The following is a 15350-nucleotide window of genomic DNA, read 5'->3' as shown; positions in this document are numbered from 1 at the left end:
ACATGACAATATCCATGACATCGTCACTAAAAAGTAAGGCATTAAGAAACAAAGCTCTAAACAATCAACCTCTAAACAACAAAGCGCTGAAAAATAAGGCACTTTGGCTTGCGCCATTAAGTGCGGCCATGCTTATGTTGGCTGGTTGTAATAATAGCGCAACGCCAGAAGAAGGGGCGGCCACTGATACTGCAACCGATACTCCAATGAACATAAAAATTGCCACCGAGTCAAGCTACAAGCCGTTTAGCTATACAGATGCTGATGGTAAGTTAATCGGTTATGAAATTGAGCTGGTCGACGCGCTATGTGAGCAAATGCAGGCAGAATGTGAAGTCATCTCCCAAGATTGGGATGGGCTGATTCCAGGACTAAACGCACAAAAATTCGATGCGATTATTGCTGGTATGTCGATCACACCTGAACGTAAAGAAGTGGTTGAGTTTACCGACCCGTACTTTCATAGCGGTATCGTTCTAATCGGTAAAAAAGGCGATGATATTAGTGTTGCCGATTTGGCAGGGCAGCCTGTAGCGTCACAGCGCTCAACGGTCGCCGCACAGTACTTGCAAGATGAACATGCAAACGCTGATATCAAGCTTTATGACACCCAAGATAACGCGTATTTGGATCTGACTTCAGGCCGTGTGCGGGCGATGATGTCCGATAAAGTGACTGGTATCGACTGGCTAAAAACCGAGGCTGGTCAAGACTATGAAGTAAAAGGTCAAGAAATCAGTACTGATGAAGATGCGATGGGTATTGCGTTTCGTAAAGGGGATCCTCTGGTCGCCAAGTTCAATAAAGCCTTGGCTGAGCTCAAAGAAAACGGTACTTATGATCAAATCACGGGCAGCTATTTTGGCACCAGCTCAACGGCTGCTGCTCAAAAAGCCGTGGCAACCACAGATTTAAAAGAAGTATTGGTGGTTGAAGATGCTGACGTTAATGTTGATGCCGATGCGGTCAACGCGAACGAAGAACAAACAGAAGCGGCCACTAACTAATATCGTTGCTCATCGCTATGATTCACTAAGAGGGGTTTCAACAAGTTGAGCAATAGCGATGAGTGTTATTTTCACAAGAAACATCAAGGAAGATCATGAACTATTATTCTGACCAATACAAAGCAATCGCGTACACACCCGTTAGCCATGGCGCAAAGGCGCGACGCTTTTCAGTACCCTTGATTGCGATGGCTGCGCTTTTGACTTTGGCAGGTTGTAGTAATGGTCAGAACGAAGCCAATGATACTGTCAGCCAAGAAGCGACGACGGGTGATGTGCTGCGTATTGGTACTGAAGGGGCGTATGCGCCTTTTAACTATACCAATGCTGATGGCACCCTTGGCGGTTTCGATGTGGAGATTGCCAACGCCATTTGTGCCGACATGGAGGTGACTTGTGACATTACCGCGCAGGATTGGGACGGTATTATTCCGGGTCTAAAAGCTGGTAAATACGATGCCATCGTGGCTGCCATGTCAGTGACCCCTGAGCGCGAGCAACAAGTCAGCTTTACAGAGCCTTACTTTAGCAACACTTTGGTGTTTTTAGCCAAAAAAGACAGCCCCTTTGATCCGAGTGATAGCAGCGATATTAATGCACACTCTATTGCGGCCCAGCGCTCGACCATCTCTTCACAGTGGTTAGAGAACACCTATCCACAAGCCAACATGAAGCTTTATGACACGCTGAGTAACGCGTTTTTGGACTTGGGTTCGAATCGCGTTGATGCCATGGTATCTGACAAACTGCCAGCTTTGGAATGGCTTGGCACCAGCGCAGGTAGTGACTATGCGCTGAAAGGTGAAGAGATTGATATCAATGACAACTTTGCCATTGCCGTACGTCCAGGCGATGCACTACAAGAGAAGATTAATCAATCATTGGCCAATATAAAAGCGGATGGCACTTATGATGAAATCCATCAAAAGTATTTTGCGGTTCCAAAGCTCGATGCAACAGTAAACACGCAAACGACAGAAGGAACGGCGGAGTAGGTGGGATACATCTCAAATAGTCGCTATTAGAGCGATTGGACTTGCGTGGTTTTAATGAAAAGGATACTGCCTTAATGGTGGTGTCCTTTTTTGTTTTTGATAAAAAACAGTAGGATTTATCGCTATTGACTGCTCCGTTTTCGTCAATCTGACTGATTTACTAGGCTTTTAAGAGAATTACGGTTGATTTAAGCACTGCTTTTACGTGTGAGTATTAACATAGCGGCGAGCGATTATGATAAAATCAGCGCTCATTTCTACTGTGTCAATTTCCGCCGCAACAATCGTGTTGATTTGACGTCACTCTATGACGCAAAGCACCAATATATATTTGGTATAAAATGCGATTGTCAGCAGCGCTCAGCGATTGATGCTGATTCTTTTAACTCATATTTTGCAAATTGCTAATATAAAGAGACTGAGTGGATAATTGTGTTTGATTTACAAGGATTTGGCGCGCTCCTACTGAGCGGCGCTACCGTCACCATCAAGCTTGCGTTGACCAGCTTAGTCATCGGCATGGCGTTGGGGCTACTCGGTGCCACAGCAAAGCTGTCTAATATTTGGCTGCTGCGTAAGATTGCGACTGTGTATACGGCGACCATGCGCGGTATTCCAGAGCTGTTATTGGTGCTGTTTATCTATTATGGCGGCTCTATACTGCTCATGACGATTCTCAAAAAATTCGGCTATAACGAATATGTAGAGATTAGTGCCTTTTGGGGCGGCGTGATGGCGCTGTCTATTGCGTTTGGCGCTTATGCGACTGAAATTTTTCGCATGTCGATCCAAGAGATTCCAATAGGGCAGCATGAGGCGGCACAAGCAATTGGCATGCGTCCTTTGCAGACGTTTTATCGCATCACCTTGCCGCAAGTTTGGCAGATTGCGTTGCCAGGCTTGGGCAATTTGTTTTTGGTGTTGCTAAAAGATACGGCACTGGTATCAGTGGTGGGCCTAAAAGACATCATGTATCAGTCGTCGCGGGCGGCCCAATCAACGCAGCAGCCGTTTACTTTTTATATGGCAGCGGCAATTATTTATTTGGGTTTGACCATGCTGATTACCGGTTTTATGATGTGGCTTGAGTGGCGTGCCAATCCAGCGGCGCGCTATGCTAAAAAGCTGAGCCGTCAGTCAACCCATCGTCAATCGACCATAGGATAGAGGAGAGATACTATGGATTGGAATTGGCAGGTTATTTTTGATAGTCTTCCTGAGTTACTAAACGGCGCTGTTTTGACCGTACAGCTGGTCGTTGTCTCAGGTATCATCGGGCTGTTTTTTGGTTTGATTTTAGCGCAGTTGCGCTTGTCAAAGAACTGGCTGGTACAGGTGTTACCGTTTTCTTATATCTTCTTTTTTCGTGGCACGCCGCTACTGGTACAGATATTTTTGATTTATTATGGTCTGGGGCAGTTTGAAGCCATACGTAATTCCTTCTTATGGGAGCCCGTACTAAGCCAAGCGTACTGGTGTGCCATTATTGCCTTTACGATGAATACCAGTGCTTATTTGGCAGAAATCATTCGTGGCGCTATCCAAACGATTCCCGTTGGGGAGCTGGAAGCGGCTGACGCCATTGGTATGTCAAAGTGGCAGAAGCTCACACGTGTTACCTTACCGCGCGCCTTTGGTATTGTGATTCCAGCGTATAGTAACGAAGTGATCTTTATGCTAAAAGGCAGTGCGCTGGCGTCAACCATCGCATTGATGGATATCACGGGTGTCGCTCGTACGATTAGTGCGCGCACTTATACCTTAATGGAGCTGTTCTTCGCGGCAGGTATTATTTATCTGTTATTGTCATGGGTGATTTTATTTAGCTTTAGATTGTTTGAAAAAAGAATGAATCGCCATGCAAGCTATGTGCCGCCAGATGTGATGACCAACACCGTTCCCTGAGTGTTTGTGACGAAAATAGCGTGAGAAAATAAGGGTAGATAGTGCGACACGTCTGCCTTATCAAAATATCCATAATTTGCTGTGAGCGCCTAGTATGAGCCAATCACCACACATGTCTTTAGCCAATGCGATTGCTGCCAGTGTCAATGAGGATACGAGCGTCACCAATTTTAATGATAGCATGCGAGCCCCCATCGGTAAGGTGGTCTGCGTCGGTCGCAACTATGCTGAACACGCTCGCGAGCTTGGCAATGAAATCCCAAAATCGCCTATCTTGTTTATGAAACCAGCATCGTCCGTGGTCAGTGTGCGCAATGATATTGTCCGTCCTGACCCCGCGAAATATGGCGACACTCACTACGAAGCGGAACTGTGTATTCAGCTGTCAGCGGACCTGTCAGCGGCAACTGTTGAACAAGCGCAGCAAGCGATTGGCGCTGTGACATTAGGACTGGATTTAACCCTACGAGACCTTCAAAGTAAGCTAAAAGAAAAAGGCCATCCATGGGAGCGTGCTAAGTGCTTTGATGGCGCGTGTGTACTGGCTGATTGGCTTGAACCACAAGCGTTTGCTGATTTTAGTCAGGTAAATTATCAGCTCACCATCAATGATGAGCTACGACAGGATGGCGATAGCGCCTTCATGTTGTTTTCGGTTTATGAGTTACTCGCAGAGATTAGCCACGCTTTTAGCTTGCAAGCAGGTGATGTAATCATGACGGGTACGCCAAGTGGCGTGGGTGTCTTGCAAGAAAATGACCAGTTAAAACTAACACTTGGTGCCCATGAGTGGCAGGTAAAAGTTCGCTAAGTCTTTTATAGCAGCAATAGTATATTTTTTCGACTCAGTGTGCATTCTCAACAACCCTCAAGTGATTGCTTGGGGGTTGTTGCTTTTAGGGGTATCTTAATGGCTATCACCCTCATCAAATCTTGTCATTAGATTGTCATCGAGTTTTCAACATACTGTCATAAACCATCAGTAGACTTAGGCGTAATTCTTACTTTGGCGGACGGAACGTTAAGTCGCGCTCATCGTTTTACGCCAATCCAGCCAACTGCAAGGTGATTGATAATGACACTGTTAAATAAAGGAAAAGAGTTAAATAAAGAACCAGAACTCGCGCACGAAATCGTTGAAGACTCAAACCCGACCAATAACACTGATTTTCAGACCGTTATCAATCGTCGTCTAAACCGTCGTAGCATTCTAAAAGGCGGCACAGGATTGACGGCTGCGGCGTTTTTTGGGGCGCTACCTTTGGTTGGTTGTAGTGACGATGATGACAACGGTAGCAGGCCTATCATAGAAAACGGCAATGATGCGGCTATTCCTGCCCAAGGTGATTTAAAACGCCCTGAAACCTTGAAGTTTACAGCCGTGGCGCACTCAACGGCCGAAACCATGACGGTAGCAGAAGGTTATAAAGCGGAAATGATATTGCCCCTTGGCACACCGCTGATGTCTGGGATTGAAGATTGGAAAGACAATCGTGAGCAGTCGGCTGAGTCCTTTGAATGGCGCATGGGCGACAACCATGATGGTATGTGGTTTTTTGGCAAAGAGGGCAATGCCTATGATGCCAAAGCGGCAGAAAATGGTCTGCTGGTGATGAATCATGAATACGTGAACAGTAGCGATTTAAGTCCGTTTGGTTACTATGTCATTCGAGACAATGATGCCGCGCCTTTGTTTCAAAATCGTCGTCTTGCCAGTGATGTGCGCCGTGAAGTCAACTGTCATGGAGTGGCAGTGGTGGAGATGACCCGCCGAGCGGATGGCATGGGCTATGAGATGGTAGCAAATTCAAAATACAATCGGCGTATCACCAGCAGTACGACAGCGCAACTAGCCGGCCCTGTCGCTGGCTCTGATTTGGTGAAGACTAAGTTTGACCCAACGGGTTTTCAGACTCGCGGCATTAATAATAACTGCGGTGCAGGATTGTCGCCTTGGGGCACGTACCTGACCACAGAAGAAAACTTTTTAGGCGTGTTTGCGCGTGGGCAAGATGCCAGTCAACTAAGTGCTGGGCATAACTATGGTCGCGAGCGTTACGGCGCACCAGAAAATTCTCCCGGCTCAAAATATCTATGGCACACGCCTAATGCTAAAGATGCCACCCTAACAGATGAGTTTTCACGCTGGGATATGACAGCGGTTGGTGTAAACGCTACTGAAGATTATCGGAATGGCTTTAACACCTTTGGGTTTATCACAGAAATTGACCCTTTTGATCAAAACTCTGTGCCACAAAAGCGTACCGCAATGGGACGTTTCGCGCATGAGAACTGTGCGTATGCGCCAGTTGAACAAGGCAAACCCGTGGTCTTTTATATGGGTGATGATGCGCGAGGCGAGTATATCTATAAGTTTGTCTCCAAAGCCATGTGGTCAAATGCGGATATCGGCGGCGGCCTAAAAGCAGGCGACAAATATCTAAATGACGGCACACTATATGTTGCTATTTTTAATGAAGATGGCAGTGGTGCATGGAAGGCCTTGATCCATGGTCAAAATGGCTTGGATACGTCTAACAGCGCGTTGCCTTTTAATGGACAAGATGAGGTGCTGGTCTTTGCTCGTGCCGCAGCGGATGTGGTTGGTGCCACCAAAATGGATCGACCCGAATGGGTATCCGTCAGTCCGATGACAGGCGAGGTGTATGTGACCTTGACCAACAATAAAAATCGCGGCGTCGATGACGACCAACCGCTTTCCGCAGCCAATCCGCGCAGCTATCAAGTGGGTGGCAAAGAGCGTGGCAATGATAATGGTCATATTATCCGCTGGGCAGAAGCGGGCGGCGATCATACGGCGCTGAGTTTTGAGTGGGATATTTATCTGTTTGCCACGCCTTATGATCTGGCCGCAGAAAACTTGTCGCAATTAAATGCCAGTAATGACTTATCGTCTCCTGATGGTCTGTACTTTGATCCACGCGGGGTGTTGTGGATTCAGACGGATGATGGGGCTTATACCGATACCAGCAGCTGTATGTTACTGGCAGCGCTGCCTGGTAACGTCAGCGATGGCACTACCATAACCACGTCAGCAGGACAGCAAACGCGAGTTGGGATGCCGGCCAGTAATGATAATATCAAACGGTTTTTTGTCGGCCCTGAAGGCTGCGAGGTGACTGGGATTACCATGACCCCAGACTTCAAAACACTCTTTATTAATATCCAACATCCCGGTAATACATGGGGAGCGGTCGCAGGCGGTAGTACGCCGCGCTCAGCAACGGTGATGATTACTAAGGAAGATGGCGATGTCATACTGGCAGAGTCATTTAATGCAACAGATAGTGCGACATAAAAAGCTTATCGGTATCTAAAAGGCATTGAACGGTTAGACAGTAAGAACCTCAAGTGATGGCTTGGGGTTTTTGTTTTTCTGCGAACAAACTTATATACAAATCACTCTCTTCTATTTATCAGGTTTAAGAGCTAGTATAGAAAGCTATCCTTTTTCGCTAAATGTGCCAATGTCATGAACGCTATGAGTAGTCCCAACTTGTTTTACAACGACAGTATTCGCTGTGGCAGCACCAATAGCGGTGCTCGGACGCGGCATGAGCTTGAGGCGCATTTTTCCTCAGACAGCAGTGTCCCATCACACAGTGATGTGTATGAGCAGATCGACCAACTCGAAGCAATCGATGTGGAAGAGTTGGGCAAACTGCTGGCGGATGATGGCAATGAGACAACAACGAAGCCTGTCACATTGGCTGACTTCTTTGAAGGATTGGCGCAGCTTGCGACCATGGGTGTGGTTGAGGTGACTGATATTGTGGAGGCCATCCACCGAGAAGTGATATTGCGTCCTTTAGGACGATTTAACGACAGGCATCTGAATAATTGGCAGCGCGGTATCACTGGGCGTATCTATGGCACGATACGCCACATTATGCTGAAGGTAGGTAACAATCTAGCAGCAGTGCTGCGACTGTATAAAACCGTCATGAGCCAAAAAAACGCTCAGCCATTGCCGGACTCATTAAAAAAACTGGTCAATGTGATCAATGGCGTCATGGGCGACCATCTGGTGAATCATAAAAACGCCCTTGCGATTCCGATGGTGCTATATGACAAAGACGGCAATCCGCAATGCGAGGCTCTATCAGGGCGCGTCATCATTTTATGTCATGGTCTGTGTATGAGTCATTTGAGCTGGCAATCAACAGACGGTCATGGACTAGGCGATGCCATCGATCGCAGCCAGCCTGCGGCGACAGTTTTATATCTTGATTATAATACGGGACGACGTATCTCACGTAGTGGTCGTAAGCTCTCGCAAGTGCTGCAAGAATTGGTCGATAATAGCCCCAATATCAGTCAGATAGATTTGGTCGGCCATAGTATGGGCGGCTTGGTCGCGCGTAGTGCGCTGTTTTACGGGGAGCAAGATCACTTGGACTGGGTAAAACGAGTGGGCAATCTCATCACGCTCGGCTCGCCGCATCATGGTGCGATGCTAGAGCGTATTGGCAATCATGTACAGGATATAATCGCCAAGCTGCCGTTTGCAGGCTCACTTGCCAAGCTTGGTGACATGCGTAGTGCGGGTATTATTGATCTGCGGCATGGCAGTACCCGTGATGCTGATTGGAAGGCGCTAGAGGGACGCAGCGTACTGCCACAAGACTTTCGCCATCCTGCACGTTTGCCAAGTGGTATCAAAACCTATTTTGTCGCTAGCGCTTTGGTCGAGACGCATTATGACTCTAAAATGACCAGTCTCTTGGGTGATGGTCTGGTGTCGGTCGCATCTGCGCTGGGCGAGGACGATGCTGAGCACGCGTTATTTGTGCCAGAGGGGCATAAAGCGGTGTTTTATGGCGTGAGTCATGTGAACTTAATCCATAGTAGAAGGGTTCGTGAGCAAGTGGTTGCATGGTTACTAGACAATGGCCGCAGCGACTACGTGGACAAACCTCGGATATACTCTTACCCTAAAAGTTTGGCGTTATCGCTATAGATATTTTTTTTAACTATATAGAAAATAGTAAAAAAATAAAAATGGTTCAAATAGAGTAGTGAGACAACCTTTAAAACTTCTAAAAACAAAAAACCCCAAGCATCACGCTTAGGGGTTTTTAAATTTACGATTAAACCTAGATTGTTCAGAAAAACTAGTCGGCGAATATCGCTGCCACATCATCTTTATCAAATTTATACATTTCACCGCAAAAACCGCAATCCATCTCAAACGTGCCGCCTTGCTCTTCGACGATATCCAAAGCTTCCGCCTCGCCAATTTGCTCGATTGCCATCTCACATTTTTCGCGTGAGCAGGTGCAGCCAAACGATAGCTCAACCGGCTCGGGTGCCACCACGTTTTCTTCATGGTACAAGCGATACAGAATTTCATTAGCATCCAGTGTGGTCAGCTCTTCTGACTTGAGGGTGCGTGTCAATACAGACAAGCGTGTCCACAAATCATCATCGATACCCGCATCTTGGTTTTGCTCAACTTCATAGTTTTCTTCAGCGGTACGAGGCAGCATTTGTACCAACATGCCACCTGCTTGTAAGCCGTCAGATGCTAAGCTAATGAGCGTTGGAATCTGCGCCGATTGTTTTTGATAATGTGCTAAGCAGTCAGCCAAATTATCATGGCTACGCTCAACGATACCTTGATACGGTTCGCCACCTTCCGGCTGAATATTGATAAACAACACACCTTGGCCCATTGCGCCCAGTTCAGCAAATGCTTCTTTGGCATGCGTCATGTTTTCCCAAGCTTGCACTTGCTCATCAGTCTCGCCTTTCCAGCTGGCAAGGGCACGAATGATGCCGTCTTGATCGCACTCAGCCATCGCCCAATTGAGCAAACTGTCGCTGTCTGATGACTGTAGTTGAATGGACAGGTGACCATTAATTTTCACGGTACTGATAAGCAAACTTGCGGCTGTTAGCATTTCACCCAACAGGCGTTTGATGGCTTCAGGATAGGGCTTTTGGGCAATGGTACTTGCATAACTGCGTGATAGGCGCACCACGTCACCGCGCACGGGTGAATCTTCAATAAAGAAGCGTTGGCGTACGTCGTTGTCGCTATGGTTGCCAGCGGTTTGGCGTTCTGTATTTGGGGCTTGAGTATCTTGTGTCATAGGTCATTTGTAGTATTAAGAAGTTGTTAGCTTTATGGGGATTCCTTGTGATTTATCAATTGCCTATAGCAGTTTTCCGAGAGGTATGGTCCCTCTTTGACAGAATGTATGGGATAAATAGAGGTAAGGGTCGTCCATAAATGCTGTCTTCTTATTACGCTGTCATTAACGCAAATGACTAATAATTTTTAAATGTCAGTCTCCTTAAAAAAAGTTTACCTACACCCCTTAATTTGTTGTACAGTAACATTAAGTTGCATTGTGATAAACAACAGCAACAACCACACGGATGCGTGGCAATAAGGTCGAATAGTCAGGCCTGTGTGTCAAAACACTCGTTCAATATTGTGATAAAAGGATGTATTTCATGAGCTATTTACTCTCCAAGCCGTTGACGCTGGCCGCCTTTATGGCGCTAGGCCTAGTAGGCTGTAATAACAGCAATCAGACTTCGACTGATGCGGCGTCAACAGACGATGCAACAACGACAGAAGCCGCCGCAGACACCAACGGCACCCTACAAAAAATCAAAGACTCTGGCACCATCGTGGTCGGTCACCGTGACTCCTCTATTCCATTTTCTTATATCGCTGATGACCCCAATCAGCCTATTGGCTATGCGCATGATCTAGAAATGAAAGTGGTCGAGGCTGTAAAGCAAAAGCTAAACATGCCAGATCTCAATGTTCGTTATAACTTGATTACCTCACAAACTCGCATCCCACTGGTACAAAACGGCACAGTAGATTTTGAATGTGGCTCAACCACCAACAACGAAGAGCGACAAAAGCAAGTGGCGTTCTCTAACGGTTTCTTTGAAATTGGGACACGTTTGTTGACCAAAAAAGACTCTGGTATTCAAGACTTTGCTGATCTAAAAGGCAAAACCTTGGTGACGACAGCGGGAACGACCTCAGAACGTTACATTCGTCAATACAATGACGAAAACAACATGGACATCAATATTATCTCAGCAAAAGACCATGGCGAAAGCTTTCTTATGCTAGAAAATGGCCGCGCCGATGCCTTTATGATGGATGATGTCTTGCTGGCTGGCGAAAAAGCCAAAGCAAAAAATCCTGATGAGTGGGTGATTGTGGGTGAGCCGCAGTCGTTTGAGATTTATGGTTGTATGATGCGTAAAGATGACCCAGAGTTCAAAGCGGTGGTCGATGAAGCACTGACCGATGTCTTTAGTTCAGGCGAGATCAATAGCATTTATGACAAGTGGTTCTTGAACCCGATCCCGCCGAAAAACGTCAATCTAAACTTTGAGATGTCCGACAACTTAAAAACCTTGATTGCCAATCCCCATGATAGCGCGCAGCCAAAAGCGGCGCCTGCACAGTAATTACTGTCCTTCAACATAGCTTGCTTGCGCGCTCGGATTGACACACACAGTTAATCTGGCGCGTTGGCTTTTTGGTCGCTGCTCGGAGAGACAAGCATGAATTATAGCTGGAACTGGGGTGTGCTCTTTGAGCATACGGGTATCGGTAACGAGCTTTATATCCATTGGATGATTACGGGGCTTGGCTGGCTGTTACTGATTGGCAGTATTGCCTGGGTTATCGCCATGGTGGTGGGTACTGTTTTTGGTATCATGCGCACCTTGCCCAATCAGACCGCTCGTACAATTGGTACGGCTTATGTGACATTTTTTCGCAATATTCCACTGCTTGTTCAGCTGTTTTTTTGGTTTTATATTGCCCCTGGGTGGCTTACGCCCACGATTCAAGAGTGGTGGTATAAGGATTTATCGCCAAATACCTCCGCCATGCTATCAGCGAGTATTGGTCTGGGTCTATTTACCGCCGCGCGTATCGTCGAACAGGTACGTACCGGTATTGAGTCGTTGCCTGAGGGGCAGGTTAATGCCGCTTATGCGCTGGGCTTTAGTATTCCGCAGGTGTATAAAGAAGTGCTGTTACCGCAGGCGTTTCGTATCATTTTGCCCCCACTCAGCTCTGAGCTGACCAACTGTTTTAAAAACGCGTCTGTGGCCTCTTTAGTGGGGGTGATGGAGCTGATTAGCCAAACCAAAACCATCAGTGAATATACCCAAAACAGCATCGAAATTTATACCTATGCGACCATTATCTATTTGGTTTTTAATCTATCCTTGATCGCTATTATGGGTTTGATTGAGCGTAAATTGCGTGTGCCTGGACTGATTGCAGGAGGTCAGAAATGAATATGATGACCGAGTTGGCAACGGCCTATCCGGGTTTGATGGGCGGCATGCTCACCACTTTAAAAGTATTGTTTTTAGCGATTCTTGGTGGTATCAGCTTAGGGACGGTATTGGCATTGATGCGCTTGTCTGGTATCAAAGCGCTTGAAGTTCCAGCGAAGCTATACGTCAATTATTTCCGTTCTGTACCGCTACTATTGGTACTACTGTGGTTTTATTTTGCCGTACCGATGATTTATTTTTGGATAGCAGATAAGTATCTACAACTTGACGCGGCTTTTGCCTCGTGTGTGGTGGCCTTTATGATGTTTGAGGCCGCTTACTTCTCAGAGGTGGTCCGTGCCGGTATTCAATCGATTGGTAGTGGGCAGGTTAATGCCGCTAAAGCCTTAGGTATGACTTATGGGCAGACTATGCGCTTGGTTATTTTGCCGCAAGCCTTTCGCAAGATGCTGCCACTGATTTTGCAGCAGTGTATTATTTTATTCCAAGATACGACACTGGTGTTTGCCATTGGTCTGACGGATTTTTTTCGCGCCGCCTATGTCCGCGGCGAGCTAATGGGCTTACTGACGCCTTATATTTTAGGGGCGGGTGCCGTTTATTTTGTCATCAGTTTGAGCGCCTCCATTGGCGTGCAACAGCTACAAAAGCGTTTAAGGTTTTAAGATTAACTTAGTCCGTACTTTAATTTTAAAACTTTTATTGAACAACGGTTATTAATGACGATTATTAATGACGACTATCAAAAATAATGTGGTTAGGAGCCAGTGATGAGCGAAGCTGATACGTATATGAATGCTTTTGGTGGACTGGTCACCAACAGTGGGCATGCTAGTGATGAGATGGTCATTGAGATGGACAGTGTCAGCAAATGGTATGGCGACTTTCAAGTGCTCACTGACTGTACCGCCCATGTACATAAAGGCGATGTGGTCGTCGTTTGTGGGCCATCGGGTAGTGGCAAGTCTACTTTGATTAAGACGGTAAATGGGCTGGAACCTTTTCAAAAAGGTGAGATCATGGTCAATGGTATCTCAGTTGGGGCACCGAAGACCAATTTACCTAAATTGCGCAGCCGCGTGGGTATGGTGTTTCAGCATTTTGAGTTGTTTCCGCATTTGACCATCATTGACAACCTCACGGTTGCGCAGATCAAAGTGCTGGGACGCAAAGAGAGTGAGGCCAAGCAAAAAGCCATGGCGTATCTAGACCGCGTCGGTCTGACGGTACAAGCAGCGAAATATCCAGCGGAGTTGTCTGGTGGTCAACAGCAGCGGGTAGCGATTGCGCGGGCGCTTGCGATGGATCCTGTGGCGATGCTGTTTGATGAGCCAACCTCGGCGCTTGATCCTGAGATGATTCAAGAAGTGCTCGATGTCATGGTCGAGCTGACACGTGATGGTATGACCATGATGTGTGTGACGCACGAAATGGGTTTTGCCAGTCAGGTGGCCAATCGTATCATCTTTATGGATGAAGGGCATATCGTAGAAAACTGTAGTAAGGAGGAGTTTTTTGAGGGAGCAAAAAGTGAGCGCGCACAACTGTTTTTGTCTAAGATTTTGAATCATTAGCGTGTAAATTGAACGGTTTTTTTATTTGAAAAGTAGCGTCTAGCATTAGGCGCTTTTTTTGCGAATACGTTTATATATAGTCAGTACGCCTGAATGCGTAGGTGAGTGACTATCTGTTTACTGATACAATAGCGGTCAATATTTTGATAATTAAAATAATTCCTCAGCTATATTGGAGCTAATATGAGCGCAGAAAACCTATCGGCAACATCGGCCACATCATCAGAAAACGGTGTCGTCATTATTGGTGCAGGCTTGGCAGGTTGGCATGTCATCGATGCCATCCGTGCGAAAGACGCAGACATTCCGATCACCTTGATCACAGCGGATAGTGGTGATCGTTATCACAAGCCAATGCTGACGATGGCGATTAGCCAAAACAAACGTGCGTCAGATTTGGTGCGAGCGACAGGAAGTGATGCGGCAAAGACTGCCCAAGTGACGTTACTTGCCAATACCCACGTACTTGATATTGATCCTGTGAGTCAAACCGTACAATGCGCGGCTACTGAACAAGCAGAAACCCCTGCTGTGGTGAGCTATGAAAAAATGGTGCTGGCGATGGGCGCACATCCTATCTTTCCAAAAAGCCTACCGGAGGATCTGGTCTGGCACGTCAACCATATCGAACGCTTTGGCCAGCTCCAAGAAAAGCTAGCGACAGGCAGTCAGCAAGTTGCTATTGTCGGTGCTGGCATGGTTGGGACTGAGATTGCAGAGGACTTGCTAAAAGCAGGGCATCAAGTGACGTTGATTGATTTAAATGACGCACCACTATCGCAAATGCTACCCGCAAAAGCGACCGCTCGTATCGCCCAAGCCGTGAAGTCACAAGGCATTCAGTTTTTGGGTGGTTATCAGGTGTCTGAGGTCACGCGTAGCAGTGACAGCGGACATGAGGGCAAGTTGCAAGTCAGCTATGAGCCAATAGGGTCAACTGACAGTCGCACCGATTTGCAATCTGGAACCTTGCTCGTTGATCATGTCATTGCCAGTACGGGTCTGACCGTTGATGATAAGTTGCCGACTGCCGCTGGTGTTGAGTTTGATCGCCGCACTGGGATTGTGGTTGACGCGCCCACATTGCGTACCAATACTGACAATATTTATGCCATTGGCGACTGTATGTCGATCAATGGGGTCGCCTGTCGCTATGTTGCGCCGTTACGCGCACAGGCTGCGACCATCGCTGATGATATCTTAGGGCATGAGCATGGCGGTTATGACCACAAACCGCCGATGATTCGCCTAAAAAACAAAGCCATCTCTGTGATGGCAACGGGCGTACCGCGTTCTGAGGGTAACTGGCAAGTGACGAGCGAAAGTGCCGATGAGCTGATGATGGAGTTGCTCGACGATAACCATAAAGTTAGCGCCACAGTGACCATCAAAGCGCCACCAACACCTAAAGCATAGAAAGCGGCTTAAAGCTGGCAGTCTTATCAGATAAATCTGTAGTAAAATGATTAATAGTCGCTTTTCACGTCTAAACCAGTCATACCCAAAATGGTGTGACTGGTTTTTTTATGGCAAATGACGGTCAAGCCTTTGTGCTA

13 protein-coding genes are annotated in these 15350 nt (G+C 46.9%); 12 read left to right on the top strand and 1 reads right to left on the bottom strand.

Annotated elements, in window-relative coordinates; translation table 11 throughout:
* Window positions 1-128: 128 nt before the first annotated feature.
* From JFC06_RS05295 to JFC06_RS05265, 7 genes are all read left to right on the top strand, one after another.
* The gene (locus tag JFC06_RS05295) at window positions 129-1007 is read left to right on the top strand and encodes a transporter substrate-binding domain-containing protein (RefSeq protein ID WP_198334274.1); all 879 of its coding nucleotides are present in this window, start codon (window positions 129-131) and stop codon (window positions 1005-1007) included.
* 188 nt (window positions 1008-1195) lie between these two features.
* The gene (locus tag JFC06_RS05290; RefSeq protein WP_198334273.1) at window positions 1196-2002 is read left to right on the top strand and encodes an ABC transporter substrate-binding protein; all 807 of its coding nucleotides are present in this window, start codon (window positions 1196-1198) and stop codon (window positions 2000-2002) included.
* Between the two features lie 432 nt (window positions 2003-2434).
* The gene (locus tag JFC06_RS05285; RefSeq protein WP_193006830.1) at window positions 2435-3169 is read left to right on the top strand and encodes an ABC transporter permease; all 735 of its coding nucleotides are present in this window, start codon (window positions 2435-2437) and stop codon (window positions 3167-3169) included.
* 12 nt (window positions 3170-3181) lie between these two features.
* Window positions 3182-3907 carry an ABC transporter permease gene (locus JFC06_RS05280; RefSeq protein ID WP_193006829.1) on the top strand — a complete coding sequence of 242 codons (726 nt, stop codon included), beginning with the start codon at window positions 3182-3184 and terminating at the stop codon, window positions 3905-3907.
* Window positions 3908-4088: 181 nt separating this feature from the next.
* A complete protein-coding gene (locus JFC06_RS05275) occupies window positions 4089-4718 on the top strand; it encodes a fumarylacetoacetate hydrolase family protein (protein WP_226949573.1) in 630 nt (209 codons plus the stop codon).
* A gap of 264 nt (window positions 4719-4982) precedes the next feature.
* Window positions 4983-7226: a PhoX family protein gene (locus JFC06_RS05270; protein ID WP_198334231.1), complete on the top strand. Its 2244-nt coding sequence runs from the start codon at window positions 4983-4985 to the stop codon at window positions 7224-7226.
* A gap of 183 nt (window positions 7227-7409) precedes the next feature.
* Entirely contained in the window at window positions 7410-8888 is a 1479-nt protein-coding gene (locus JFC06_RS05265) for an alpha/beta fold hydrolase (protein WP_198334230.1), read from the top strand.
* A 154-nt stretch (window positions 8889-9042) separates the two neighbouring features.
* Here the strand turns inward: JFC06_RS05265 and hslO are convergent, their stop codons facing one another.
* Window positions 9043-10023 carry an Hsp33 family molecular chaperone HslO gene (hslO, locus tag JFC06_RS05260; protein WP_198334229.1) on the bottom strand — a complete coding sequence of 327 codons (981 nt, stop codon included), beginning with the start codon at window positions 10021-10023 and terminating at the stop codon, window positions 9043-9045.
* 367 nt (window positions 10024-10390) lie between these two features.
* On the opposite strand from hslO, the gene JFC06_RS05255 reads away from it, so the two are divergent.
* The 5 genes from JFC06_RS05255 to JFC06_RS05235 all read left to right on the top strand — a co-directional run bounded on the left by JFC06_RS05255 (window position 10391) and on the right by JFC06_RS05235 (window position 15210).
* The gene (locus JFC06_RS05255; protein ID WP_193006824.1) at window positions 10391-11374 is read left to right on the top strand and encodes a glutamate/aspartate ABC transporter substrate-binding protein; all 984 of its coding nucleotides are present in this window, start codon (window positions 10391-10393) and stop codon (window positions 11372-11374) included.
* Window positions 11375-11470: 96 nt separating this feature from the next.
* Window positions 11471-12217, top strand: coding sequence for an amino acid ABC transporter permease (locus JFC06_RS05250; protein ID WP_198334228.1), 747 nt, complete (start codon window positions 11471-11473; stop codon window positions 12215-12217).
* On the top strand, window positions 12214-12885 hold the full coding sequence (locus tag JFC06_RS05245) for an ABC transporter permease subunit (protein ID WP_198334227.1): 672 nt from the start codon (window positions 12214-12216) through the stop codon (window positions 12883-12885). The genes JFC06_RS05250 and JFC06_RS05245 overlap by 4 nt, the downstream gene beginning before the upstream one ends.
* A 177-nt stretch (window positions 12886-13062) precedes the next feature.
* Window positions 13063-13794: an amino acid ABC transporter ATP-binding protein gene (locus tag JFC06_RS05240; protein WP_198334272.1), complete on the top strand. Its 732-nt coding sequence runs from the start codon at window positions 13063-13065 to the stop codon at window positions 13792-13794.
* 183 nt (window positions 13795-13977) lie between these two features.
* Window positions 13978-15210, top strand: coding sequence for an FAD-dependent oxidoreductase (locus tag JFC06_RS05235; RefSeq protein ID WP_198334226.1), 1233 nt, complete (start codon window positions 13978-13980; stop codon window positions 15208-15210).
* The last annotated feature ends 140 nt before the right edge of the window (window positions 15211-15350 follow it).

Origin of the sequence: Psychrobacter namhaensis, assembly GCF_016107545.1 — a bacterium.
GTDB classification, from domain to species: domain Bacteria; phylum Pseudomonadota; class Gammaproteobacteria; order Pseudomonadales; family Moraxellaceae; genus Psychrobacter; species Psychrobacter namhaensis.
Note: the sequence above shows the minus strand (reverse complement) of the source record. Positions and strands in the feature narration are given on the sequence as shown.

Excerpts from the sequence above, each read along its gene's own strand:
- JFC06_RS05295 (WP_198334274.1), top strand. The coding sequence starts at position 129 with ATGCTTATGTTGGCTGGTTGTAATAATAGCGCAACGCCAGAAGAAGGG.
- JFC06_RS05290 (WP_198334273.1), top strand. The coding sequence starts at position 1,196 with ATGGCTGCGCTTTTGACTTTGGCAGGTTGTAGTAATGGTCAGAACGAA.
- JFC06_RS05280 (WP_193006829.1), top strand. The coding sequence starts at position 3,182 with ATGGATTGGAATTGGCAGGTTATTTTTGATAGTCTTCCTGAGTTACTA.
- JFC06_RS05275 (WP_226949573.1), top strand. The coding sequence starts at position 4,089 with ATGCGAGCCCCCATCGGTAAGGTGGTCTGCGTCGGTCGCAACTATGCT.
- JFC06_RS05270 (WP_198334231.1), top strand. The coding sequence starts at position 4,983 with ATGACACTGTTAAATAAAGGAAAAGAGTTAAATAAAGAACCAGAACTC.
- JFC06_RS05265 (WP_198334230.1), top strand. The coding sequence starts at position 7,410 with ATGAGTAGTCCCAACTTGTTTTACAACGACAGTATTCGCTGTGGCAGC.
- hslO (WP_198334229.1), bottom strand. The coding sequence starts at position 10,023 with ATGACACAAGATACTCAAGCCCCAAATACAGAACGCCAAACCGCTGGC.
- JFC06_RS05255 (WP_193006824.1), top strand. The coding sequence starts at position 10,391 with ATGAGCTATTTACTCTCCAAGCCGTTGACGCTGGCCGCCTTTATGGCG.
- JFC06_RS05250 (WP_198334228.1), top strand. The coding sequence starts at position 11,471 with ATGAATTATAGCTGGAACTGGGGTGTGCTCTTTGAGCATACGGGTATC.
- JFC06_RS05245 (WP_198334227.1), top strand. The coding sequence starts at position 12,214 with ATGAATATGATGACCGAGTTGGCAACGGCCTATCCGGGTTTGATGGGC.
- JFC06_RS05240 (WP_198334272.1), top strand. The coding sequence starts at position 13,063 with ATGGTCATTGAGATGGACAGTGTCAGCAAATGGTATGGCGACTTTCAA.
- JFC06_RS05235 (WP_198334226.1), top strand. The coding sequence starts at position 13,978 with ATGAGCGCAGAAAACCTATCGGCAACATCGGCCACATCATCAGAAAAC.